This is a genomic window from Roseivivax sp. GX 12232, assembly GCF_021272185.1.
GTDB lineage: Bacteria > Pseudomonadota > Alphaproteobacteria > Rhodobacterales > Rhodobacteraceae > Roseivivax.
This window is the reverse complement of the sequence record NZ_JAJSEC010000007.1, coordinates 204,983-228,865: the sequence shown is the minus strand read 5'-3', so window position 1 is coordinate 228,865 and position 23,883 is coordinate 204,983. Positions and strand designations below refer to the sequence as shown.

The following is a 23,883-nucleotide window of genomic DNA, read 5'->3' as shown; positions in this document are numbered from 1 at the left end:
GCCGGTGCTGCCAACCTCCGAGCTGCGCGCTTTATGGCAGCAAGGTCAGGACTAGGAGTGAGCTGAGTACGCCACCCCAAGAAGCGCCGGCCCATAGGGCCGGTCCGGCGCGCGCCCGGCACCTTCGGTGCTGTTCGGGCGCAAGGGGGCGCGAGACTGGCAACCTGTGGTCTGAGGAAGATCGGAGTATGCTGCGCAGGGTACGGAGGGTCAGAACGCATCATCCCTCTCGCTTAGCCACCCGGCATCTCAACCACCGCCCTTTCTCTCTCAACCAGCGCCAACAGAGGGCGCGCGCCGGACCGGGGGACGGCGCTGCTGACCTCCGAGCTGCGCGCTTTATCCCAACAAGGTCAGGACAAACTGCGATCTAAGCGCGCCACCCCAAGGAGCGCCGGCCCATCGGGCCGGTCCGGCGCGCGCCCGGCACCTTCGGTGCTATTCGGGCGCAAGGGGGCGCGGGTGGCTCGTTAGGGGCTGCTGCTCCGCGCGGGTTGGGGCGGGCGGATACCGGCTCCGTGAGGTCGCGGGGATCCGTCGCGTCGCCGGTCGGGCTGGGTGGGTGGATCTAGGGATCTAGGGATCTAGGGATCGTAGCACCACGGCACACACTGCGAGGCCCCACCCGCCGACCCCTTCACTCCGCCAGCCCCAAGCCCTCCAAACCCACCCAATCCCCCCTGACGCGCCGTTCCCCCTGACATTCCCCGGGCGAGCGTCCATAGTCCGCGCCGACAAGGAAGGAGATCCCCATGCGCGACGACATCGTCATCCTCTCGGGCGCCCGCACCGCCATCGGCACCTTCGGCGGCAGCCTCGCCGGCACCCCGCCGATCGACCTCGGCACCACCGCCGCCAAGGCCGCGCTCTCGCGGGCCGGGCTCGAGGGCGGCGACATCGGCACCGTCGTCTTCGGACATGTGATCAACACCGAGCCGCGCGACATGTACCTCAGCCGCGTCGCCGCCATGCAGGCCGGCGTGCCCGAGACCGTGCCCGCGATGAACGTCAACCGGCTCTGCGGCTCGGGCGCCCAGGCGATCGTCTCGGGCGTGCAGTCCCTGGCGCTCGGCGATGCCGAGGTGGCGCTGGTCGGCGGGGCCGAGGCCATGTCGCGCAGCCCCTATATCGTGCCCGACCAGCGCTGGGGCGCGAAGATGGGCGACATCCGCACCCTCGACATGATGCTGGGCGCGCTGAACTGCCCCTTCGGCACCGGCCACATGGGCGTCACCGCCGAGAACGTCTCGGGCGAGCACGACATCTCGCGCGAGGCGCAGGATGCCTTTGCGCTGGAAAGCCAGAACCGCGCCGCGCGCGCCATCTCCGAGGGCCGCTTCAAGGAGCAGATCGTCCCGGTCGAGGTGCGGGTGAAGCGCGACATGGTGCCCTTCGAGACCGATGAACACCCCAAGGAGACCTCGCTCGAGAAGCTGGGCGGCCTGAAGCCGGTCTTCCGCAAGGACGGCACGGTGACCGCGGGCAATGCCTCGGGCATCAACGACGGCGCCGCGGCGCTGGTGCTGGCCACCGCGGGCGCCGCCGAGGCGCGCGGCGCGACGCCCCGCGCCCGGGTGCTGGGCTACGCCCATGCCGGCGTCCGCCCCGAGGTCATGGGCATCGGCCCGGTGCCCGCGGTCCGCAGCCTCTTCGAGAAGACCGGCCTCGGCCCCGAGGATTTCGACGTGGTCGAATCGAACGAGGCCTTCGCCGCCCAGGCGCTGGCGGTGAACAAGGAGCTGGGCCTCGATCCGGCCAAGGTGAACCCCAACGGCGGTGCCATCGCGCTTGGCCATCCGGTCGGCGCCACCGGCGCGATCATCACGGTGAAGGCGCTCTACGAGCTCGAGCGCATCGGCGGCAAGCGCGCGCTGATCACCATGTGCATCGGCGGCGGCCAGGGCATCGCGCTGGCGATCGAACGGCTCTGATCCCGCAGCCCGCTTGACGTGAAAAGCGCCGCGCCGGTCCCCACCGGCGCGGCGCTGTCGTCTCTAGGGGCCACCTGCGGGCCCCGGCCGCCTCAGGCCGCGCGTTCGGCCGCCTCGGCGTCGCGCAGGAAAACCGGCTTGCCGGGCTCCGAAAGATCCGCGCGGTAAGCATAGCCGCCCAGGTCGAAGCCGAGGATCGCCTCGGGATCGGTCAGCCGGTTCTGCACGATGAAGCGCGCCATGGCCCCGCGCGCCTTCTTGGCGAAGAAGCTGACGATCTTCGGCGTGCCGTTCTTCTCTTCCATGAACTGCGGGGTCACGATGCGCAGCCCCAGCGCCTTTTCCGGCACCGCGCCGAAATACTCCTGGCTTGCGCAGTTGATCAGCGTGTCGCTGCCCAGGACCTCCGCCTCGGCCTTCAGCGTCTTGGCGATCTGGTCGCCCCAATAGGCATAGAGGTTGCTGCCCCGCCGGGTCTTCAGCCGCGAGCCCATCTCGAGCCGGTAGGGCTGGATCGCGTCGCGGGGCCGCAGCACGCCGTAAAGACCCGAGAGGATACGCAGGTGGTCCTGCGCCCAGTCCATCTCCTCGGCATCGAGCGAGCCGGCCTCGAGCCCCTGGTAGGTGTCGCCCGCGAAGGCCAGGGCGGCGGGGCGCCGCTGGTCCGCACCCGGCGCCTCCGAGAAGGCCCGGAACCGGTCGCGGTTCAGCCGCGCCAGGTCGTCCGACAGATCCATCAGCGCCTTGAGGTCGCGCAGCGGCAGGTTGCGCATGGTCTTGGCGAGCCGCAGGGCATCGGCCTCGAATCGCGGTTCGGTCATCTGGACGGACTGCGGGCTCCAGTCGAGCCGCTTGGCCGGGGAAATCACGGTGAGCACAGCGGGGCTCCTTGCATCTGGTCCTCGTCGGGGCCGATCTAGCGCGCCGAGGGCGCGACGCAAAGTCTAGGAAGAAGCGCGCAGCACCTCGAGGAAGGCCGCGCCGAAACGGTCGCAGCGCTTCTGGTCCAGAAGCCGCCCCAGCGAACCCTCGTCCGAGGGCCGTGCCTCGGCGATCCGCGCGAGCTGCGCCGCCGAACAGGAGAGCGGCTTCTCGGTGCCGTCGATCCCCCGCGCCAGCGCCGATTGCGCCTCGAGCAGCTGGTCATACAACCCGCCCGCCGGCTTTCCCGCCAGCTTGCGGCGCGCCGGGTGCAGCCCCTCGGCCTCGCCCGCGATCACCGCGAGGAAGGCGTCGCCGTAGCGGTCGAGCTTCTTCGCCCCGATGCCCGACAGCCCCGCCATCTCATCAAGCGTCTGCGGCCGCCGCTCGGCCATCTCGATCAGCGTGCGGTCGTTGAAGATGATGTAAGCCGGGACCGAGGCCGCCTCGGCCAGCGCCCGCCGCTTGGCCTTCAGCGCCGAGAGGAGCGGCGCGTCCTCCTCGTTGACCAGGGCCTTGGGCGCGGCCCGGGCGGCCTTCTTCACGCTCTTGTCGCGGCGCAGCTGCACCGGCTCTTCGCCCTTCAGGATCGGCAGCGCCCGGTCGGTCATCACCAGCGCGCCATGGCGCTCGGGGTCGGGGCGCATCAGGTCGAAGCCCATCATCTGCCGGAAGACCGCCTGCCATTCGGCCTGCGACAGCTCCTGGCCGACCGCGAAGGTCGGCAGCTTGTCGTGGCCCCGGGCGCGCACCTTCTCGGTCGACTGGCCGCGCAGGATGTCGATCAGATGGCCCGCGCCAAAGTTCTCGCCGGTGCGCAGCGCCGCGGAGAGCGCCTTGCGCACCGCCTCGGTGCCGTCGAAGGTCTCGGGCGGGCTGTCGCAGAGGTCACAGAAGCCGCAGTTGCCCTCGGGGTTCTCGCCGAAATAGCCCAGGAGGTTGTGCCGCCGGCAGCCCTGCGCCTCGGCCAGGCCCAGAAGCGCGTTCAGCCGCCCGTGGTCGGCGCTGCGGCGCTCGGGCGGGGCGAGCCCCTCGTCGATCTGGCTGCGGCGCAACCGGATGTCGTCGGGGCCGTAGAGCGTCAGCGTCTCGGCGGGCCCGCCGTCGCGCCCGGCGCGGCCGATCTCCTGGTAATAGGCCTCGATGGACTTCGGCAGATCCGCATGGGCGACCCAGCGGATGTCGGGCTTGTCGACGCCCATGCCGAAGGCGACGGTCGCCACCACGATCAGCCCGTCCTCCCCGGCGAAGCGCGCCTCGACCGCGCGGCGGTCGTCGGGGTCCATGCCGCCGTGATAGGCCAGCGCCGCATGGCCCTCTTCGCGCAGCGCCCGGGCCAGGGTCTCGGTCTTGGCGCGGGTGCCGCAATAGACGATGCCCGACTGGCCCTTGCGGGCGCCCGCGAAGCCCAGGATCTGCCGCCGGGGGCCGTCCTTCGGGGCGAAGGCCAGGTGGATGTTCGGCCGGTCGAAGCCGCGCAGGAAGACCTCGGGCGCGCCGCCCGCGAAAAGCCGCTCGACGATCTCGGCGCGGGTCTCCTCGTCGGCGGTGGCGGTGAAGGCCGCGACCGGCACGTCGAGCTCGCGGCGGAGCGCGCCGATGCGCAGGTAATCGGGGCGGAAGTCATGGCCCCACTGGCTGACGCAATGCGCCTCGTCCACGGCAATGAGGCTCACGCCCGCCTCACCCAGCATCCGCGCGGTGCCGCCCGAGGCCAGCCGTTCCGGCGCGAGGTACAAAAGCTTCAGATCGCCGGCGTGCAGCGCGTCGAAGACGGCGTCGGTCTCTTCCTGGGTGTTGCCCGAGGTCAGCGCCCCGGCCGAGACCCCGGCCTCGCGCAGCGCGCGCACCTGGTCGCGCATCAGCGCGATCAAGGGCGAGATCACCAGCGTCAGCCCGGGCCGCATCAGCGCCGGCAGCTGGAAGCAGAGCGACTTGCCGCCGCCGGTCGGCATGATCGCCAGGACGTCCTGCCCGGCCGAGACCGCCTCGACGATCTCGCCCTGGCCCGGGCGGAAGCAATCGTAACCGAAAACGTCGCGCAACAGCGCCTCGGCGCCGGGAAGGTCGCGGGGCATGGCACCTGCCAATTTATCTAGATCTGCTCGAGTACAAGGAATCTCATACTAAGATTAGGTAAACAAGCCCCGCGCGCGCCCGCGGGCGCGTTCCGCGGCCCAAGCCGCCGCCCTGCTTCGAGAAAAGCTCCGAGGCCCGGCACCGGCCCCGTTCAGGCCCGGCGCGCGCCGGTCTTGGCCTGCGCCGACCGCCCTGCCTGCATGACCGGGCCGGAAATACTCCGGGAGTATGAGGGCAGCGCCCTCATGCCCGCGCGGGGACCGCGCGGGAGCGCTCAGTAGCCGTAGAACAGCCCGGCGTTATTGGCGAGCACGATGCGGATCGCGTAGATGCCGATCAGCGCCACCAGCGGCGCGAGGTCGAGCCCGCCCATCTGCGGCAGCACCCGGCGGATCTGCGCATAGGCCGGCTCCAGGAGGCGGTTCAGCCCGTCCCAGATCTGCGCGACGAAGGGCTGGCGCAGGTTCAGCACCTGGAAGTTGATCAGCCAGCTCATGATGACATGCGCGATGATGAAGAACCACACGACGTCGAGGATCAGCATCAGGATCTGGAAAAGCGATTGCATGTCGGGTCATTCCTTCCGCGTCTGGCACCGCCCCGAGAGGTAAGGGCAGCGCCGCGCGAGGGCAAGTGCCGCCGCGTCCCCCTTGACGCTGGGGCGGAGGAACGCGACAGGGCTGCCCAAAGGAGCGCCCGATGTATCCATTCGTCCGCCTGTTCAAGGAAGCCCTGGTCTTCCGCAACGCCCCCGCCCTGGCGCTGGGCGCGCCGCATGTCTCGCATCACATCTGCTGGCCCTGGGACCTCGACATGTGGTGGGAGCTGAACAACGGCCGGACGCTGACGCTCTACGACCTCGGGCGGATCCCGCTGGCGATGCGCGCCGGGCTGATCCCGGTGATGCGCGCGCGCGGCTGGGGGCTGACCGTGGCGGGCTCCTCGGTGCGCTACCGCCGCCGGGTGCGGGCCTTCGACCGGGTCGAGATGCATTCGCGGCTGGTGAGCTGGGACTCGAAGTTCATCTACATGGAGCAATCCATGTGGCGCCGCGACGGCGAATGCACGAGCCACGCGCTGTTCCGCACCGCGGTGACCGACAAGAACGGCATCGTGCCGCCCGCCAAGGTCGCCGAGGTCCTGGGCCACGCCCCCGAGCCGCCCGAGATGCCCGCCTGGATCCAGGCCTGGACCGAGGCCGAAGCGCAGCGCCCCTGGCCGCCCGAGAAGGGCTGAGCTGCGGGGGCGTTGGTCGCATGCGTGACCGGCTGGCGCGGCCTCCGGTCGGCGCGCGCCATCTGTCTTGTCTCCCTCTGAATGCCTCGCTGGTTAGCTAGGTCGATCTCGAACGGATGGCCTTTCCCCGAGAAGGCCGGCCATCGGGGACGGCTTCCGTCGGCCCGAACAAGGCCCCGCCAAGCTGTCCACCTGGCACATCGCCTCCCTCCCAGCTCCAACCACGCAACAGGCGCCCCTCCAACCGCGCCACAAGCGCCTCCAGAGGGCGCGCGCCGGACCGGGGGTCGGCGCTGCTGGCCTCTGAGCGGCGCGCTTTATCCACGCAAGGTCAGGACTAGGGGTGAATGACGCGCCTCGCCCACAAGAGCGCCGGCCCAAGGGGCCGGTCCGGCGCGCGCCCGGCATCTTCGATGCTATTCGGGCGCAAGGCGGGGCGCGGGGCGGCGTGGTGTGCGCTTGGCTTGGCTTGGCTTGGCTTGGCTTGGCTTGGCTTGGCTTGGCTTGGCTTGGCTTGGCTTGGCTTGGCTTGGCTTGGCTTGGAGAGTGTTTGTTCCGGTTGAGCCGGCAAGGTGGGCGCACTGACCGACCACCCCCACCCCCATCGGCAGCAATGTCGCGCGTGACGGGAATTCCACGCCCCCGCCACAGCGCCCCCTTGCCAGCCCAGCGTGCCCCGCGTTTGATCGCCCGGGACCGCGACACGGGGGTGACATGACGACGGCGCGCAAACGGATCTGGGGCTGGATGTTCTTCGACTGGGCCCAACAGCCCTATGCGACCCTCGGCCTGACCTTCATCTTCGCCCCCTATTTCGCCGCCGTCGCCTCCGAGGCCTTCATGGCCGGGGGCGCCAGCGAACGCGCGGCGAGCGCCAGCGCCCAGAGCCTCTGGTCGAGCGCCCAGACCATCGCCGGGCTGGTCATCGCCTTCTCGGCCCCACTTCTCGGGGCCTATGCGGACGCTTCCGGGCGCAAGCGGCCCTGGTTCGTGGGCTTCATCGGGACGGCGGTCCTCTGCGCGGCGGGCCTCTGGTTCCTGCAGCCCGACGGCACCGGGCTCTACCTCGCCCTGGCGCTTTTCTGGATCGGCTTTGTCGCCTCGGAATCCGCCTTCAACCTCAACAACGCCATCCTGCCGACGCTCGGCCAGAACGAGACCATGGGCCGGCTCTCGGGCGGGGCCATCGCCTTCGGCTACTGGGGCGGGGTGCTCTCGCTCTTCGTGATGCTGCTGTTCTTCGCGGAAAACGAAAGCGGCACCACGCTCATCGGCCTCGCGCCGCCCTTCGGGCTCGACGCCGAGGCGCGCGAGGGCACGCGCTTCGTCGGGCCCTTCATCGCGCTCTGGTTCGCGCTTTTCGCGATCCCCTTCTTCGCCTGGACCGAGGACCGGATCGCCACCAAGCTCGCCCGGCCCAGCCTCGGCACGGTGCTGGCGCGGCTGAAGACCACGCTCAAGGGCGTGATCGCCCGGCCCTCCTACCGCAGCTTCCTGCTGGCCTCGATGTTCTACCGCGACGCCATGACCGCGCTTTACGCCTATGGCGGGGTCTACGCCAAGCTGGTGCTCGGCTGGGAGATCATCGAGATCGGCGTCTTCGGCATCATCGCGGCGCTGGCGGCGGCAATCCTGTCCTGGGTGGGCGGGCTCGCCGACCAGCGCTTCGGGCCGAAACCGGTGATCCGGGCGAACATCTGGTGCCTGATCGTGGTCGGCTCGGTGATCGTCGGCATGTCCCGCGAGGCGCTCTTCGGCATCCCCTTCGGCGAGAACTCGCGCACGCCCGACGTGATCTTCTACATCTGCGGCGCGATCATCGGCGGCGCGGGCGGCTCGCTCTACGCCGCCTCGCGGACCATGATGGTGCGCCATTGCAGCGCCGAACACGCCGCAGAGGCCTTCGGGCTCTTCGCCCTGGCGGGCCGGGCGACGGCCTTCCTGGCGCCGGCGCTGATCACCGTCTTCACCATCGCGACCGAGAGCAACCAGCTGGGCTTCATCCCGGTCATTCTGCTGTTTATGGGCGGGCTCATTCTGCTACGCTGGGTCCACCCCGACGGAGATCGAGCAGCATGATCCGACCCTTCTTGAGCCTGGCCCTCGCCGCCGCGCTTGTCGCGGGCTGCGGCGGGGACGACCCGGAGCGTCCGCAAAGCACCCTGCCCGAGGCCAGCGCGCCCGCGGCGATTCCCGCGGTGCTGTCTTCCAAAAGCGCCAAGCAGCTCTTCGGCGCCGAGCAGAACGGCTCGGCCCAGGCCGCCGAGCCCTTCGGCTCCTATTCCAAGGGCTGCGCGGCGGGCAATGTCGCCCTGCCCGAGACCGGGCCGACCTGGCAGGCCATGCGGCTCTCGCGGAACCGCAACTGGGGCCATCCCGAGGTCGTCGACTACGTGCAGCGCCTCTCGCGGAAGGCCGCGGCCCAGCCGGGCTGGAACGGGCTTTATATCGGCGACATCAGCCAGCCGCGCGGCGGGCCGATGCTGACCGGCCACGCCAGCCACCAGGTCGGGCTCGATGTCGACATCTGGCTGCGCCCCGCCGACCGGCTCGACCTTTCGGCCAGCGAGCGCGAGAACATCTCCTCGATCTCGATGCGCCGGGCCAAGGGCGCCTTCACCAACGACAACTGGACCCGCTCGCACCACGAGATCCTGAAGGCCGCCGCCTCGGATCCGCGGGTCGCGCGGATCTTCATCTTCCCCGGCGCCAAGGTGCAGATGTGCAACGACGAGACCGGTGACCGCGCCTGGCTGCGCAAGATCCGGCCCTGGTACGGGCACCACTACCACTTCCACGTGCGGCTCTCCTGCCCGCCGGGCGCGACGGGCTGCGTCGACCAGAACCCGCCGCCCCCGGGCGACGGCTGCGCCGACGCGCAGGCCTGGGTGAACAACATCCTGAACCCGCCGCCGCCGGACCCGAACGCACCGAAACCCAAGCCCAAGCGTGAGATCACCATGGCGGACCTGCCGGCCCAATGCGTTTCTGTCCTTTCGGCGCGCTGAGCGCGCTCGCCCTTCTCGCCCTGCCCGCCTGCGCCGCCGAACCGCCCATCGAGGGCTATTTCGGCGCCTATACCTGGCAGTCCGAGGCCGAGGCCCACGGCGGCTTCTCCGGCCTCGAGGTCTCGGACGACGGGCAAAGCTTCGTCGCGATCTCGGACCGGGGCGCGATCACCGCGGGCCGCTTCGAGCGCCGCGAGGGCCGCATTGCGGGCGTCCGCGCCGGGCAGCTTGAACCCCTGACCACGCCGGGCGGCGGCGCGGTCGAGAAACACGAATGGGACGCCGAGGGCCTGGCGATCAGCCCGCAGGGCGCCCGGGTCATCAGCTACGAGGGCGCGGCCCGGCTCTGGGCCTATGGCGCGCGCGGCGCGAGCGCGCTGCCGGTTCCCCCGGCCTTCGAAAGCCTGCAGGTGAACTCCGGCCTCGAGGCCCTGGCGATCGACGGCGAGGGCACGCTCTACACCCTGCCCGAACGCTCGGGCCAGCTGACCCGGCCCTTCCCGGTCTGGCGGCTGAAACAGGGCCGCTGGTCGCAGCCCTTCGAGATCCCGCGCGGCGAGGGCTTTCTGCCGGTCGGCGCGGATTTCGGCCCCGACGGCGCCTTCTACCTGCTCGAACGCGAGTTCAGCGGGCTGGCCTTCCGCAGCCGGGTGCGCCGCTTCACCTTCGAAGGGGACGCGATCACCTCTGAGCGCGTGGTCTTCACCTCGACCTATGGCACCTTCGACAACCTCGAAGGCATCGCCGCCTGGCAGGATCCGGGCGGCCAAACCGTGCTGACGATGATCTCGGACGACAATTTCAACATCCTCCAGCGCACCGAGTTCGTGGAGATCCGCGTCACGGAATAACTTGCGCCGCGCCCGGCTCTGCATTATTGCGCGCGGCTGTTCCGGGAGCGTCCGGAGCCAAGTCCCCGCAACCTTGCAAAAAACGGGAAGCATTCCATGACCCGCGCACATATCCCCGGCATTCTTGCCATGGCGGCCGTCGTCGTCGCCTCGAACATCCTGGTGCAATTCCTGCTCGGCCAATGGCTGACCTGGGGCGCCTTCACCTATCCGATCGCCTTCCTCGTCACCGACCTGATGAACCGGCTCTACGGGCCCGGCCCGGCCCGCAAGGTCGTGCTGGCGGGCTTCGCCGTGGGCGTGGTCTGTTCCTTCATCGGCACCCAGATCCAGGGCGAGTTCGGCCCGCTGGTGACCTTCCGCATCGCGCTGGGCTCGGGCCTGGCCTTCCTGACCGCGCAGCTGCTGGACGTGTCGATCTTCGACCGGCTCCGGGGCGGGCGCTGGTGGCGCGCGCCGCTGGCCTCGACGCTGGTGGGCTCTTCGCTGGACACGGCGATCTTCTTCACCGTGGCCTTCTCGGGCGCGCTGGTCTTCCTCGAACCCGGCAACGACGTCTCCTGGGCCGGCGAGGCGCTGCCGCTCCTGGGTGTCGGGCCGGTGGTGCCGCTCTGGGTGTCGCTCGCGGTGGCCGACTGGCTGGTCAAGCTGAGCCTGGCGCTGATCGCGCTTGTGCCCTTCCGTTTGATCGTTCTCCGCGCAGTATCGACGACGCACACCGCCTGACCACAAGATTTTGTTTTGCGACCGAGGAAAAGCATGGCAGGCTGACCTCATTGAGCAACTCAGAGAAAGGAGGTGATCCAGTGTCGAGAGAAGCATTGGAGAGAGGTGTCGGGACAATTCGGAGGACCCGCCCCTAGGGCAGCCCCTACAGGCGGATGATCGTCCGGATTGGTGGATTGCCTAACCGGCCCCACCTCCACATTCTCGGGGGTCGCCCACATCGGGCGGCCCTTTTACTTTGTGCCCCCGTGCTACATGGGGGATGAAGCCGCGAGCCCTGACTTTGCCGCGGCGTGAGACGGCCGCCGAAGCCCCGGAAAGGACCGATGCTGAGAATCGGACAGCGCACCACCATCGAGGACTGGGAGATCACCGAGCAGTTCATCCGCGCCTCGGGGCCGGGCGGGCAGAACGTGAACAAGGTCTCGAGCGCGGTGGAGCTGCGGTTCGAGGCCGAGCGCTCGCCCAACCTGCCGGGCCACGTCAAGGCGCGACTGCGGCGCATCGCCGGGCGGCGCTGGACCAAGGACGGGGCGCTGATCCTGCAGGTCGACGAGACCCGCAGCCAGGCCCGCAACCGCGAGATCGCCCGCGACCGGCTGGCCGAGCTGATCGCCCGGGCCTTCGAGAAGCCGAAGAAGCGCATCCCGACGCGGCCGACGCTGGCCTCGAAGAAGCGGCGGCTGAAGGCGAAGAAGGTGCAGGGCGAGAAGAAGGCGTTACGCGGGAAGGTGGACCCGGATTGAGGGGGGCCGGCGGCGGTCTGCCTTTGCGGGGTTCTGAAGGCCGGTCACTGAGGGCGAAGACGGTGCGCGGAGATGGGACAGCCTTGCGCGTGAGGCTTGAGCCTAAATGCGGCGGACCTTTGAGCGCGCGGCCAAGCTGACTTCCGCACCCTCTGGCGCTCGCGTTTTAACTCAGCCTTAACGTGACTGCTCTAACAAGGGTGAACGCCACAACGCCTGCCTCGCGCGTCGATCCCCGCGCGAACCGCCGACCACAACCTGAAACGACAGGACAAAAGCCCCCTCAGAACCGCTCCAGCAGCCGTTCGAGATATTCCAGCTCTTCCTCCGGCCGCTCGCCCTCGCCCGAGCGGCGGCGGATCTCGTCGAGAAGCTCCCGCGCGCGGCGGTAGACGTCCTCGCCCTGCAGGAGCTGTTCGTCGGTGCCGACCTGGCCGGTGGTGCCGCTCGACCGGCCCAGCGGGTCGCGCTGCTGGCCGGGGTCGGTGCCGTCGGCCATGCCCTGCTGGCCCTGCTGGCCGGGCTGCTGACCCTGTTCCTGCGCCAGCGCCTCGCCGAGGTTGCGCATGCCCTCGCGCAGGGCCTCCATGGCCTCGGACTGCTGGTCGATGGCGCCGGGCAGATCGTCCTGGCGCAGCGCCTCCTCGGCGCCCTCCATGGCGCCCTCGGCGCGGTCCAGCGCTTCTCCGGCGCGGCGGCCGGCCTCGGTGCCCTGGCCCGGCAGGCTGCCGCGCTGCCGGTTCAGCTCCTGGCGCAGCGCGCGCTGGCGGTCGGCGAGGCTTTCCTCGAGACTCTGCCCCTCGCCGCCCTGGCCCTGCTCTTGCCCCTGGCCCTGTCCCTGGCCGTTCTGCTGGCTGGGCTCCTGCCCGCGGCCCTGGCCGGGCTGCCCGGGCTGCTGGCCCTGTTGCCCCTGCTGACCTTCCTGGCCCTGCTGACCTTCCTGCCCCTGGCGCTGCTGGCCAGGGTTGAACTGGTCCTGCAGGTCGCGGAACGCCTGGTCGGACAGATCCTGCTGCTCGCGCAGGGTCTCGCCCAGCCCCTCCATGGCCTGCTGGCCCGGCGAAGGCTGGCCCTGCCCCTGGCCTTCGGTCACGCGCATGTTCTCCATCAGCCGCTGCAACTCCTCGAGCGCCTGCATCGCCTCGGCCATGCGCCCCTGTTCCATCAGCTCCTGGATGCGGTCCATCATCTCCTGCAGATCGTTCTGGGTCATCTGCATGCCGTCCTGCATGTCCTGCTGAGGCGGCGTCTCGCCGTTCTCCTCGGCCATGCGGCGCTGTTCCTGGGCGAGCTGGCGCATGTAGTCGTCGGTGGCGCGGCGCAGCTCCTGCATCAGCTCGGCGATCTCTTCCTGGGAGGCGCCGTTGCGCATCGCCTCGGAGAGCCGCTCCTGCGCCCGGCGCAGCCGCTCCCGCGCGTCGTCGAGGTCGCCTTCCTCGAGCACCAGCGCCAACTCCCACATGGCCTCGGCGGTCTCGGTCACCTCTTCGTCGGTCAGCCCGTCCTCGAGCTTGGCCTCGAGCCGCCGCAGGATCGTGCGGAAGCGCAGATAATGCGAGCTTTGCCGGAAGAGCCCGTCGGGCTGATGGCTCACCGCCCGCAGGATCAGCGCCACGTCCGATCCGTTCTCGCGGTTCCACAGGAGCGCCTGCCGCTCCTCGATCAGTGCCGCGGCCAGCGGGTCGAAAAAGCGCCGCCCGGGCAGGGTCAGCACCTCGGCGGGCGAGGCGCCGGTCTGGCCCGCGGCGTCCTGCACCTCGAAGGAGATGCTGACCGGCAGGTTGGCCCAGGGGTGCTGCGAGAAATTGTCGATCAGCGCGTCCTCGAAGTCCGAGCGGTCGCCGGCCACGGGCAGCGACAGCGGCACCTCGATGGCGGGGCGTTCCTCGGGCGGGCGGCTGCGGCCGAAGCGGCGGTCGACCTCCTCGAGCGCCAGGGTTATCCGCGCGGTGCCGCCGGTCACGGCGTAGTCGTCGCGGGCCGCATAGGGCAGCGAGGCCTCGCCGTCGTAGGTCACCTCGAAACCGCCGGCGCGTTCGACCTCGGGGGCGCTGTCCTCGGTGACGGCGAAGTCCCAGGCGCGCCCGCCCGGCCCGTCGACCGCGACCCGGCCCGGCTGGGTCACCGAGAAGTCGCGGGCGCTGGCCTCGGCCGCGCCCTCCTGGCCCAGGGGGTTGCCCGAGACGCTTTCGCGGACGCTCAGCGCGCCGACCTCGCCGTAGAGCCGCAGGGTGACATCGGCGCCCTCGGGCACGGTCAGCTCGGGCGCGGTGATGTCGTTGAGGTAGACGGTCGGCAGCCGGGTGTAGGCCGGCGGCTCGACCCAGCCTTCCCAGCTCGGGCCCATGGCCAGCTCCGAGGCGCCGCCCGGCCCCATGCCCGCCACCGAGGAAACCCGCATCACCGACCCGAAAAGCAGCGCCACCGAGAGCGCCAGAAGCGCGGCGTAACGCAGCGCGTAGGGATCGGCCTCGGAGACCCGCAGGTCCGGGCTGACCGCCCGGGCCTTGGCCAGCCGGGCCCGCATCCGCGCCTGGTGCGCCGCCCAGACCGCCTGGCTCGCGCCGTCGCCCGAGCCGATGGCCTGCCGGTCGAGCGCGGTGGAGATCGGCCGCCCCGGCAGCGAGGCATCGAGCCGCAGCATGGCGTCGATCCGGCGTGGCCAGCGGAAGGCACGGATCCCCCGCCAGAGGGTCCAGAGCGTCAGCCCCGCCACCAGCACCGCCAGCCCGCGCGCCGCGCCCAGGGGCAGCATCTCGTGCAGCCCCAGCATCAGCGCGGCCAGCGCGGCGAACAGGACCGACCAGAGCGGCCAGAAGGCCCGGACCAGCCGTTCGGCCAGAAGCCCCGCCCGGGTCAGCCCAAGCGGCCGCTTTACGGGTGAGAGTATCTGTGACGGATCATCGACCTTGTCGGTCATCACGGCTCCGGCGGCGGTGGGGGCCGGAGGCGGGATGCCTCACAGCCATTCAGGAATGCTATCTCGCGAAATCATTTCGTCAAAGTTCGGGCGGGCGCGGATGACGGCATGGTGATCGTCCTTCACCAGCACCTCGGGCACCAGCGGGCGCGAGTTGTATTCGCTCGCCATGACCGCGCCGTAAGCCCCGGCTGAGCGGAAGGCGACCAGGTCGCCGGCCCGCAGCTCGGGCATCTCCCGCGCCTTGGCGAAGGTGTCCCCCGATTCGCAGACCGGGCCGACCACGTCGTAGCTTTGCCGCTCGTGGCCCGGCGCGGGCTCCAGGACCGGCACGATGTCGTGCCAGGCGTCATACATCGCCGGGCGGATCAGGTCGTTCATCGCGGCATCGAGGATCAGGAAGCGCCGCCCCTCGCCTTCCTTCACGTAGATCACCCGCGACAGCAGGATGCCCGCGTTGCCGGCGATCAGCCGGCCGGGCTCGATCTCGACTTCGCAGCCCAGGTGGCCGACGGTGCGCTTGATCAAGGCGCCGTATTCGGTGGGCAGCGGCGGCGCGGCATTGGAACGCTCGTAGGGAATTCCGAGCCCCCCGCCGAGGTCGAGCCGCCGGATGTCGTGGCCGTCGGCGCGCAAAACCTCGGTCAGTTCCGCCACCTTGAGGTAGGCCGCCTCGAAGGGCGCCAGATCGGTGAGCTGCGAGCCGATGTGCACGTCGATCGCCATGGGCTCGATGCCCGGCAGCGCCGCCGCCTCGGCATAGACGGCGCGCGCCCGCGAGATCGGGATGCCGAACTTGTTCTCGGATTTGCCGGTGGCGATCTTGGCATGGGTCTTGGCGTCCACGTCGGGATTGACCCGCAGCGCCACCGGGGCGGTCTTGCCCATCTCCTGGGCGATGCGGCTGATCGCCAGAAGCTCGGGCTCGCTTTCGACGTTGAACTGGCGGATGCCGCCGGCCAGCGCCTGGGCGATCTCGGCCTCGGTCTTGCCGACGCCCGAGAAGACGATGCGCTCACCGGGCACGCCCGCCGCCTTGGCCCGCGCGTATTCCCCGCCCGAGACCACGTCCATGCCCGCGCCGAGGTCGGCCAGCGTCTTCAGGATTGCCTGGTTCGAGGCCGCCTTCATCGCGTAGCAGACGAGATGCGGGATCCCCTCCAGCGCCTCGTCGAAAAGCCGGAAGTGCCGTTCCAGCGTGGCGGTGGAATAGACATAGGCCGGGGTGCCGACCTCGGCCGCGATCTCGGTCAGCGGCACGCCTTCGGCGCAGAGCACGCCGTCGCGATAGAGAAAGTGATCCATGGCAGCCTCCGGGGATTGCGACGGCGGATCTATCGCAGCAGGGCGCCACGCTCCACCCTTCATCTTGGCGAAAATACCTCGGGAGCGCGAGGGCAGCGCCCTCGCAGCGCCGCGCGCTCAGACCGGGCGCGACCGCAGGTAGAGATAGAGCGGCAGCCCGCAGCTCACCCCGATGCAATAGGTCGCGGGGATCGCCCAGAGCGCCGACCAGTTGCGCCGCACCGCCACCTCGGCCAGCACCCAGAGCGTCAGCGTCACCGCCGCGATGGTCAGGTCCCAGGTCAGACCGGTGGTCGAGGCGTTCACATACCAGGCGTCGATCAGCGCGCCGAGCGACCAGTCGTTCTGCGACAGATAGGTCACGAACCAATACATCGGATGCACCGCGCCCCAGAGCGCCAGCGCCAGCCAGAGCGGCCGGAGCCCCGTCAGTGTCGCCATCAGAAGCCTATCCCGTAGCGGAAATTGCCGCGCGTGCGGGTGATCGAGCCGCCGACACCCACGCCGTTGCTGCCGACCGAGAGGGTCACGCTCTTGCGGGTCTCGACCTGGGCGGGCGGCGGGCCCAGCTCCCGCTCAAAGGGGTTCTCGGGCTCGGGCGCGCAACCCGCCAAGAGCGCCGCGGCGCAGGCCAGGCCCAGCGCGGCCCTCACCGGACCGCCACCCCGGTCTCGACGCTGCCGCTGACGCTGATCCCGCGGCGCGGCTCGGGGTCGGGGTCTGGGCGTTCGGGGGCGCCATCGGCACCGCAGGCCGCCAAGGCCAGCAACGACAGGGCCAGGATCACTCTCACGGCAGCAACTCCTTCCAGCGGGCGATCTGTTCGCGCACGCGCTGGGGGGCGGTGCCCCCGTAGCTCACGCGGCTCGCCACGGAATTATGCACGCCGAGGACGTCGAAAACAGCCTCGGTGATGCCATCGTGAACGGATTGCATCTCGGCAAGCGGCAGGTCCGGCAGGTCGCAGCCCTGCGCCTCGGCCTTGGCGACCAGCGATCCGGTGACGTGATGGGCGTCGCGGAAGGGCAGGTTCAGCTCGCGCACCAGCCAGTCGGCCAGGTCCGTCGCGGTGGAGAAGCCGCTTGCCGCGGCGGTCTCGAGCGCCGCGCGGTTGGCGGTCATGTCGCCGACCATGCCCTGCATCGCCGCCAGCGACAAAAGCCAGTTGTCGGCGGCGTCGAAGACCTGTTCCTTGTCCTCCTGCATGTCCTTGGAATAGGCCAAGGGCAGCCCCTTCATCACCGTCATCAGCGCGACATTGGCGCCGAAGATGCGCCCGATCTTGGCGCGGATCAGCTCGGCCGCATCGGGGTTCTTCTTCTGCGGCATGATCGAGGAGCCGGTCGAGAAGCGGTCCGACAGGGTCACGAAGCGGAACTGCGCGGAGGACCAGATCACCAGCTCCTCGGCGAAGCGCGACAGATGCATGGCCGAGATCGAGGCGACCGAGAGGAACTCGAGCGCGAAGTCCCGGTCGCTCACCGCGTCGAGCGAGTTCGCCGTCGGCCGGTCGAAGCCCAGCGCCTCGGCGGTCATGTCCCGGTCGATCGGAAAGCCGGTACCGGCCAGCGCCGCCGAGCCCAGCGGGCATTCGTTCATCCGCTTGCGGGCGTCGCGCACGCGGGAGAGGTCGCGGCCGAACATCTCCACATAGGCCATCATGTGGTGGCCCCAGGTCACCGGCTGCGCGGTCTGCAGGTGGGTGAAGCCCGGCATCACCCAGTCGGCGCCGGCCTCGGCCTGCTCCAGGAGCGCCCGGATCAGCGCCTCCAGCCCCTCGGCGGCGGCGTCGAGCTGGTCGCGCACCCAGAGCTTGAAGTCGGTCGCCACCTGGTCGTTGCGCGAGCGCGCGGTGTGCAGCCGCCCGGCCGCCGGGCCCATGATCTCTTTCAGGCGGGCCTCCACGTTCATGTGGATGTCCTCGAGCGCGGGCGAGAAGGCAAACTCGCCGCCCTCGATCTCTGACAAGACGGTGAGCAGTCCTTCCCTCATCGCCTCGGCGTCATTAGGCTCCACGATGCCCGTCGCGGCCAGCATGGCGGCATGGGCCCTCGACCCGGCGATGTCCTGCGCCGCGAGCCGTTTGTCGAAGCCGATCGAGGCGTTGATCGCCTCCATGATCGCATCCGGCCCCGCGGCGAAGCGGCCACCCCACATCTGGTTCGAGGTCGTGTCGGACATGCAATTTCCTTCTGACGGAGAAGATCTGATGAAGAACGCTCTTGGCCTGCTCGTCTATACTGCGGCCCTCGCGCTTGCAATTCCGGCCAATGCCGAGCTCGCGGACCTGACCGAGGCGCGCGAGGGCGACATGAAGAAGCTCAACCTGCACAGCGAGGCCAAGCCCGCCGGGGAGGCCGATTTCGAGAGCTTCGAGGGCGCGGCGCTGAACCTCTCGGACTACGAGGGCAAATGGGTGCTTGTGAACTTCTGGGCGACCTGGTGCGCGCCCTGCCGCAAGGAGATGCCGGCGCTGGCCGAGCTGCAGGACGAGCTGGGCGGCGAGGACTTCGAGGTCGTGACCATCGCCACCGGGCGCAACCCCAAGCCCGCGATGGAGAGCTTCTTCTCCGAGATCGGCGTCGACAGCCTGCCGCTGCACCGCGACCCGGGCTCGGCGCTGGCGCGGCAGATGGGCGTGCTGGGCCTGCCGATCACCGTGATCCTCAATCCCGAAGGCCAGGAGGTCGCCCGTCTGACCGGCGATGCCGACTGGGCCGCCCCCGAGGCCAAGGCGCTTCTGACCGAGATCGTTTCGCGCCGCTGAGCCGCTTATAGCGGCGGCTCGCACACATCGGGCGGCTTTCCGCCCGCGCCGGGACTGCGCCCGCGCGTGACGCTTGACGCAGGGTCATGCCGGGGACATCGTTTCTGCCATAACAAGAAACTTCCCCGCAGACCTATCGCGCAGCTTTCGGAGACGCCGCATGTCCAGACCCTTCCTTGCCGCCGCCCTGACCGGCGCCCTCCTGCTTGGCGCGATCGGCGCCCGGGCCGACAGCCACTGGGTGCAGATCACCTCGGAGGACCAGTTCACCGCCGCCATCGTCGGGCGCGACCTCGAGGACCGGCGCGGCAACACGCTGACCCTGCGCCGCAACGGCACCTATGTCGCCAGCCACGACGGCCGGAAGGCCCGCGGCGACTGGCGCTGGTCGGGCACCACGCTTTGCCGCGAGTCGCGCAACGACGAACGCGCCGGCTGCCACACCTGGGAGGTCGCCGGCGACTGGGTCCGCGTCACCCCGGACTCGGGCGACAGCAACCGCGCGATCCGCTACCGCTTCAAGTGACGTAACGCCCGTTTTGACAGGGCATGGGCTCCTCCCGCATCGTCTGAGCCGGGAGGAGACGCCATGCCGCTGGGCATTCTCATCGCGCTCGTCGTGGGCGGGATCGCGGGCATCGCGCTCCTGACGCATGTCTTCGGCTTTTCCGCCGCCCGGCGCTTCGCCGATGCCGATGAGGCCCGCGCCGCCTTCCTGCGCGAGTTTCCCGAGACCCGCATTGACCGCGTGACGCTATCGGCCGACGGAGCGGCGGCGCTTCTCGAGACTGAGGACGGCCCGGCGCTGGCCTGGGCCATGGGCGCCGACACCAGCGCGCGGCTCCTCTCCGAGGTGCGCGTCGAGGAGACACCACGCGGCCTGCGCTTCCGCCTGCCCGACATGACCGCCCCCTGCATCGACATCGCCCTGGCGCCCGAGGACCGGGCGGCCTGGCACAGCGCCTCCGGAGGAGCCCGATGACCCCCGATCTCAGCTATCCCGACGTGGTGCAGATGGCCGTGCCGATCTTCATCGCGCTGATCCTGGCCGAGCTGCTCTGGATCGCGCTGTCGCGCCGTGGCGGGCGCTACGAGACCCGCGACGCGGTGACCTCGCTGGTGATGGGGGCGGGCAATGTCGCCTCGGGCATCGCGCTGGGGTTCCTGGCCTGGGGGTTCTTCATGCTGCTCTGGCAGATCACCCCGCTGGACCTCGGTTCGGCCTGGTGGGTGGTGGCGCTGTGTTTCGTCCTGGACGATCTACGCTACTACTGGGTGCACCGCTTCGGGCACCGCATCCGCTGGGTCTGGGCGAGCCACGTGAACCACCACTCGAGCCAGCACTACAACCTCACCACCGCGCTGAGGCAGACCTGGACCGGCACCTTCACCTTCATGATGGTCGTCCGCGCGCCGCTGATCCTTCTGGGTTTTCACCCGGCCATGATGCTCTTCTGCGGCGGGCTGAACCTGATCTACCAGTTCTGGATCCACACCGAAGCCATCGGCCGCCTGCCCCGCTGGGTCGAGGCGGTGATGAACACGCCCTCGCACCACCGCGTGCACCACGGGCGCAACCCGCGCTACCTCGACGCCAATTACGCAGGCGTTTTCATCGTCTGGGACCGGCTCTTCGGCACCTTCGTGGCCGAGCGCGACGACGAGCGGGTGGATTACGGGCTGGTGCGCAACCTCGGGACCTTCAACCCGCTGCGCGTGGCGTTCCACGAATGGGCGGCGATCTTCCGGGACGTGACGCGGCCGGGGCTCTCCTGGCGGGCGCGGCTGGCCTATGCCTTCGCGCCGCCGGGCTGGAGCCACGACGGCAGCCGCGACACCTCCGCCGCGATCAAGGAGAAGCACCTGGCGCGGCACCCCGAGGACCGGGGCACGCCGGGGTTTTCGTGAGGGGGCTTTGGGGGTTGTGGGCCGAAAGCAAGCGCGGGTCGCGGTCTTCGGAGATCAGGTTGACGGATTTCGGCCTCCACCGTTTTGGAGAGTGCCCAGGGACCTGAGTTTCGAAGCGAAACGCTCCGCACGAGTGTAACTAAGAGGCTCCCGAGACACCCCGCGCACCACGACCGTCGCACCTCGACGCCCCGCGACGCCACATCCGACGCCCATTCGCGCCACTCTCCACCGCACCAACGTCCCCCATGACGCCCCAGCGGCCCCCACCCGTGCACCACCCCGCCATCACCCCGCGCAACGGAGGGCGCGCGCCGGGCCGGGGGCCGGCGCTGCCGACCTCCGAGCGAGGCGCTTTATGGCTGCAAGGTCAGGAGGAGAGATGAGCGGTGCACGCCACTCACAGGAGCGCCGGCCCAAGGGGCCGGTCCGGCGCGCGCCCGGCATCTTCGATGCTATTCGGGCGCAAGAAAGGGCGGTTTGCAGAGGCAAAGGCGTGGTGAGCTAGGCGATACGCCCAACGCCCACCCCTCACGGCCCGCAGTACGCCCCACCACGATGGCGCGCGGTGTCGAAGTGGAAGTGGTCCTGGTGATACCGGTCCGAATCCGGCCCCAGCGTCGTGCCGAAGATCCCGCAGGCGCCCTTGTACATCCGCCGCAGGATCGGGCCCTGGTAGTCGGTGCGATAGCCGCCCAAGACGCTCAACTGCGAGCCGTCGCGCAGGTTGATCGCGGAGATGTCGATCGCCCGGCCCTTGCCATGCTCGGAGATCTTCGCCCCGGGCTGGTTGTTGCGCGTCCGGCAGGAGTAATGCGCCGCCACCTTCAGCTCGGCGATGCCGCCGCCGACCCGCCCGACCGAGGGTTTCGCCACCCGGTCGACCCAGCGCTTCAACGCCTTGGCGGTCGAGCAATGCACCAGCGCGCGCTGGCTCAGCGCCACGCCCGAGACCGAGCGCAGTTCGACCGCATCCTCGATCCCGCAGCCGCGGATGCGGCCGGGCACATAACCCACGTAGTCGCCCTGAAGCGCCGGATCGCCGCAAAGCGCGCCGCCGCGGCGGTCGCGCTGGCGCGCCATGGCCTTTTCCACGAGCCCGCCGCTGCGCATCAGCGGCCTGAGGGCGCGCGGCACGGCCTGGCGACTGGCGGCGGCGAAGGCACGCTCGCGGGCGAGCCGCGCGGCCTCGGCGGTGGGGGCGAGGCGCTCAAAACGCCCGGCCAGTTCCTCGGCGATCAGCGCCTCGACCTGCGCCGCGGGCCGGGCCTCGGGGCGCATCGGCTGCGCCTCGGGCATGACCACGACCCGCGCCTCGGGCCGGGGCGAAACCTCGGGCGCCGCGGAAAGCGCCGGCCCCGCGGCCAGCGCCAGCAAGAGAAGGCCCAGCGCGCCCCTCACCGCTCCACCTTCACGCGGCCGAAGTCCGGCGCGTCGGTGTCCTGGCCGGCTTCGATGATGCCGCGCCGGATCGCGCGGGTGCGGGTGAAATACTCGTGCAGATGCGCCCCGTCGCCCTTGCGGATCGCCCGCTGCAGGGCAAAGAGCTCTTCGGTGAAGCGGCCCAGGATCTCGAGCGTGGCTTCCTTGTTGGTCAGGAAGACGTCGCGCCACATGGTCGGGTCCGAGGCGGCGATCCGGGTGAAATCGCGGAAGCCCGCGGCGGAATACTTGATGACCTCGCTGTCGGTCACCCGGCGCAGGTCGTCGGCGACGCCCACCATGGTGTAGGCGATGAGATGCGGCGTATGCGAGGTCACGGCCAGCACCAGGTCGTGATGCTCGGCGTCCATCTCCTCGACCTGGGCGCCGAGGCCCTCCCAGAAGGTCTTGAGTCGGGCCACGGCGGCGCGGTCCGAGCCCTCGACCGGCACGAGCAGGCACCAGCGGTTGTCGAAAAGCGTGGCGAAGCCCGATTCGGGGCCGGAATGCTCGGTCCCGGCGAGCGGATGGCCGGGGATGAAATGCACACCCTCGGGCATATGCGGGCCGACGGCGGAGATGACCTCTTTCTTGACCGAGCCGACGTCGGTGACGGTCGCGCCGGGCTTCAGATGCGGGCCGATCTCCTCGGCAACGGCGCCCATGGCGCCCACCGGCACGGCCAGGACCACGAGGTCGGCATCGGCCACTGCCTCGGCGGCGCTTTCGGCGATGCTGTCGCATAGCCCGATCCGGCGGGCGGTCTCGCGGGTGGCCTCGGAGCGGGCGTAGCCGCTGACCTCGCCCACGAGGCCGCGGCGCGACATCGCCCAGTACATCGACGAGGCGATCAGCCCGAGCCCGATCAGCGCGACCTTTCCGTAGACCGGAGCCGTCATCGCTCCCCCGCTTTGAACAGCCCGATGCAATGCGCCACGCGGCGGCAGGAGGGTTCGTCGCCCACGGTGATCCGCAGCGCCGAGGGCAGCCCGTAGCCGCCGACGCGGCGCACGATCAGGCCCTGTTTCTGCAGGAAGGCGTCGCAGGCCTTGGCCTCTTCCGGCGAGGAGAGCCGCGCCAGCACGAAGTTCGCCGTCGAGGTGTCCGAGGGCACGCCGTGCTCCATCAGCGCCTCGGCCAGCCAGGTGCGCAGGCGGGTGTTCTCGTCGCGGGACTTCTTCACGTAGTCGGCGTCGCGGATCGCCGCCTCGGCAGCGGCCAGCGCGATGTTCGACAGGTTGAAGGGCCCGCGCACGCGGTTCAGCACCTCGATCACCGCCTTGGGCGCATAGGCCCAGCCGATGCGCATGCCGCCCAGCCCGTAGATCTTCGAGAAGGTGCGGGTCATCACCACGTTCTCGCGGCTCTCGACCAGATGCGCGCCGCCGTCGTAGCCCTCGACGTATTCGGCATAGGCCCCGTCCAGCACCAGCAGCGTCTGCGGCGGCAGGTTCTCGGCCAGCCGCTCGATCTCGGCGAGGCCGACCATGGTGCCGGTCGGGTTGTTGGGGTTGGCCAGGAACACCAGCTTGGTCTTCTTGGTGCAGGCCGCGAGGATCGCGTCGACATCGGTCACGCGCTCCTTCTCGGGCACCTCGACGGGCTTGGCCCCGGCCACCCGGGCGCTGATCTTGTACATGGCGAAACCATGTTCGGTGTGGATCACCTCGTCGTTGCGCGCGGCATAGGCCTGGCACAGGAAGTGGATGATCTCGTCCGAGCCGGTGCCGCAGATGATCCGCTCGGGATCGAGCCCGTGCACCTCGCCGATGGCGGCGCGCAGGCTGGCGTGATCCGACGAGGGATAGCGGTGCATCTCGTGCAGCGCCCGGCGGATCGCCTCCTTGGCGCCCTCGGGCGGGCCGAAGGGATTCTCGTTGGAGCTGAGCTTGATGACGTTCGACACGCCGTCGACCGCCGCCTTGCCGCCCTCATACAGGGCGATGTCCATGATGCCGGGTTTGGGTGCGATTTTTGTCATTTGTCCGCGCTCTCCTCGTTCCCCGGCTATAGCGGCCCGCCGGAGCCGTGAAAAGCGCGAAGCGCCCGGCGGAGGCGGCGTG

23 protein-coding genes are annotated in these 23,883 nt (G+C 70.0%); 11 read left to right on the top strand and 12 right to left on the bottom strand.

What is annotated here, in order from left to right; all coding sequences use genetic code 11:
• Positions 1 to 752: 752 nt before the first annotated feature.
• Positions 753 to 1,931 carry an acetyl-CoA C-acyltransferase family protein gene (locus LR948_RS13570; protein ID WP_232754607.1) on the top strand — a complete coding sequence of 393 codons (1,179 nt, stop codon included), beginning with the start codon at positions 753 to 755 and terminating at the stop codon, positions 1,929 to 1,931.
• Positions 1,932 to 2,023: 92 nt separating this feature from the next.
• Here LR948_RS13570 and yaaA read toward each other — a convergent pair whose 3' ends face one another.
• The 3 genes from yaaA to LR948_RS13555 all read right to left on the bottom strand — a co-directional run bounded on the left by yaaA (position 2,024) and on the right by LR948_RS13555 (position 5,499).
• Positions 2,024 to 2,809: a peroxide stress protein YaaA gene (gene yaaA, locus LR948_RS13565; RefSeq protein ID WP_232754606.1), complete on the bottom strand. Its 786-nt coding sequence runs from the start codon at positions 2,807 to 2,809 to the stop codon at positions 2,024 to 2,026.
• Positions 2,810 to 2,875: 66 nt separating this feature from the next.
• On the bottom strand, positions 2,876 to 4,930 hold the full coding sequence (gene recQ, locus LR948_RS13560; protein ID WP_232754605.1) for a DNA helicase RecQ: 2,055 nt from the start codon (positions 4,928 to 4,930) through the stop codon (positions 2,876 to 2,878).
• Between the two features lie 275 nt (positions 4,931 to 5,205).
• Positions 5,206 to 5,499 (bottom strand): YggT family protein, encoded by a 294-nt coding sequence (locus LR948_RS13555; protein ID WP_232754604.1) that lies wholly within the window; start codon positions 5,497 to 5,499, stop codon positions 5,206 to 5,208.
• A gap of 131 nt (positions 5,500 to 5,630) precedes the next feature.
• Between LR948_RS13555 and LR948_RS13550 the strand changes: the two genes are divergently transcribed.
• From LR948_RS13550 to arfB, 6 genes are all read left to right on the top strand, one after another.
• On the top strand, positions 5,631 to 6,167 hold the full coding sequence (locus LR948_RS13550; RefSeq protein ID WP_232754603.1) for an acyl-CoA thioesterase: 537 nt from the start codon (positions 5,631 to 5,633) through the stop codon (positions 6,165 to 6,167).
• A 714-nt stretch (positions 6,168 to 6,881) separates the two neighbouring features.
• Entirely contained in the window at positions 6,882 to 8,246 is a 1,365-nt protein-coding gene (locus tag LR948_RS13545; RefSeq protein WP_232754602.1) for an MFS transporter, read from the top strand.
• The gene (gene mepA / locus LR948_RS13540; protein WP_232754601.1) at positions 8,243 to 9,175 is read left to right on the top strand and encodes a penicillin-insensitive murein endopeptidase; all 933 of its coding nucleotides are present in this window, start codon (positions 8,243 to 8,245) and stop codon (positions 9,173 to 9,175) included. The genes LR948_RS13545 and mepA overlap by 4 nt, the downstream gene beginning before the upstream one ends.
• Positions 9,148 to 10,026 (top strand): esterase-like activity of phytase family protein, encoded by an 879-nt coding sequence (locus LR948_RS13535; RefSeq protein WP_232754600.1) that lies wholly within the window; start codon positions 9,148 to 9,150, stop codon positions 10,024 to 10,026. Before mepA ends, LR948_RS13535 begins: the two co-directional genes overlap by 28 nt.
• A 96-nt stretch (positions 10,027 to 10,122) precedes the next feature.
• Positions 10,123 to 10,752: a queuosine precursor transporter gene (locus LR948_RS13530; protein ID WP_232754599.1), complete on the top strand. Its 630-nt coding sequence runs from the start codon at positions 10,123 to 10,125 to the stop codon at positions 10,750 to 10,752.
• Positions 10,753 to 11,078: 326 nt separating this feature from the next.
• A complete protein-coding gene (gene arfB / locus LR948_RS13525; protein ID WP_232754598.1) occupies positions 11,079 to 11,498 on the top strand; it encodes an alternative ribosome rescue aminoacyl-tRNA hydrolase ArfB in 420 nt (139 codons plus the stop codon).
• Positions 11,499 to 11,781: 283 nt separating this feature from the next.
• On the opposite strand, the gene LR948_RS13520 is transcribed toward arfB, so the two are convergent.
• The 6 genes from LR948_RS13520 to argH all read right to left on the bottom strand — a co-directional run bounded on the left by LR948_RS13520 (position 11,782) and on the right by argH (position 17,904).
• On the bottom strand, positions 11,782 to 14,418 hold the full coding sequence (locus tag LR948_RS13520) for a TIGR02302 family protein (protein ID WP_232754597.1): 2,637 nt from the start codon (positions 14,416 to 14,418) through the stop codon (positions 11,782 to 11,784).
• 39 nt (positions 14,419 to 14,457) lie between these two features.
• Complete coding sequence (gene lysA, locus LR948_RS13515; RefSeq protein WP_232754596.1) at positions 14,458 to 15,723, bottom strand: diaminopimelate decarboxylase; 1,266 nt, start codon at positions 15,721 to 15,723, stop codon at positions 14,458 to 14,460.
• A 117-nt stretch (positions 15,724 to 15,840) separates the two neighbouring features.
• Positions 15,841 to 16,164 (bottom strand): DUF2834 domain-containing protein, encoded by a 324-nt coding sequence (locus LR948_RS13510; protein WP_232754595.1) that lies wholly within the window; start codon positions 16,162 to 16,164, stop codon positions 15,841 to 15,843.
• A complete protein-coding gene (locus LR948_RS13505) occupies positions 16,164 to 16,376 on the bottom strand; it encodes a hypothetical protein (protein ID WP_232754594.1) in 213 nt (70 codons plus the stop codon). The genes LR948_RS13510 and LR948_RS13505 overlap by 1 nt, the downstream gene beginning before the upstream one ends.
• On the bottom strand, positions 16,373 to 16,516 hold the full coding sequence (locus LR948_RS13500) for an argininosuccinate lyase (RefSeq protein WP_232754593.1): 144 nt from the start codon (positions 16,514 to 16,516) through the stop codon (positions 16,373 to 16,375). Before LR948_RS13500 ends, LR948_RS13505 begins: the two co-directional genes overlap by 4 nt.
• Positions 16,513 to 17,904, bottom strand: a complete 1,392-nt coding sequence (gene argH / locus LR948_RS13495; protein ID WP_232754592.1) for an argininosuccinate lyase — start codon at positions 17,902 to 17,904, stop codon at positions 16,513 to 16,515. Before argH ends, LR948_RS13500 begins: the two co-directional genes overlap by 4 nt.
• Before the next feature lie 28 nt (positions 17,905 to 17,932).
• On the opposite strand from argH, the gene LR948_RS13490 reads away from it, so the two are divergent.
• The 4 genes from LR948_RS13490 (at position 17,933) to LR948_RS13475 (ending at position 20,398) form a co-directional block, all read left to right on the top strand.
• Positions 17,933 to 18,490, top strand: coding sequence for a TlpA disulfide reductase family protein (locus LR948_RS13490; RefSeq protein WP_232754591.1), 558 nt, complete (start codon positions 17,933 to 17,935; stop codon positions 18,488 to 18,490).
• Positions 18,491 to 18,650: 160 nt separating this feature from the next.
• Positions 18,651 to 19,016, top strand: coding sequence for a hypothetical protein (locus tag LR948_RS13485; RefSeq protein WP_232754590.1), 366 nt, complete (start codon positions 18,651 to 18,653; stop codon positions 19,014 to 19,016).
• Positions 19,017 to 19,079: 63 nt separating this feature from the next.
• The gene (locus LR948_RS13480; RefSeq protein ID WP_232754589.1) at positions 19,080 to 19,472 is read left to right on the top strand and encodes a hypothetical protein; all 393 of its coding nucleotides are present in this window, start codon (positions 19,080 to 19,082) and stop codon (positions 19,470 to 19,472) included.
• Positions 19,469 to 20,398: a sterol desaturase family protein gene (locus LR948_RS13475; RefSeq protein WP_232754588.1), complete on the top strand. Its 930-nt coding sequence runs from the start codon at positions 19,469 to 19,471 to the stop codon at positions 20,396 to 20,398. Before LR948_RS13480 ends, LR948_RS13475 begins: the two co-directional genes overlap by 4 nt.
• A gap of 531 nt (positions 20,399 to 20,929) precedes the next feature.
• Here LR948_RS13475 and LR948_RS13470 read toward each other — a convergent pair.
• The 3 genes from LR948_RS13470 to hisC are packed head-to-tail and all read right to left on the bottom strand — an operon-like array spanning position 20,930 to position 23,801.
• Positions 20,930 to 21,799: an extensin family protein gene (locus LR948_RS13470; protein ID WP_232754587.1), complete on the bottom strand. Its 870-nt coding sequence runs from the start codon at positions 21,797 to 21,799 to the stop codon at positions 20,930 to 20,932.
• On the bottom strand, positions 21,796 to 22,719 hold the full coding sequence (locus LR948_RS13465) for a prephenate/arogenate dehydrogenase family protein (protein ID WP_232754586.1): 924 nt from the start codon (positions 22,717 to 22,719) through the stop codon (positions 21,796 to 21,798). Before LR948_RS13465 ends, LR948_RS13470 begins: the two co-directional genes overlap by 4 nt.
• Complete coding sequence (hisC, locus tag LR948_RS13460) at positions 22,716 to 23,801, bottom strand: histidinol-phosphate transaminase (protein WP_232754585.1); 1,086 nt, start codon at positions 23,799 to 23,801, stop codon at positions 22,716 to 22,718. Before hisC ends, LR948_RS13465 begins: the two co-directional genes overlap by 4 nt.
• Positions 23,802 to 23,883 lie beyond the last annotated feature (82 nt).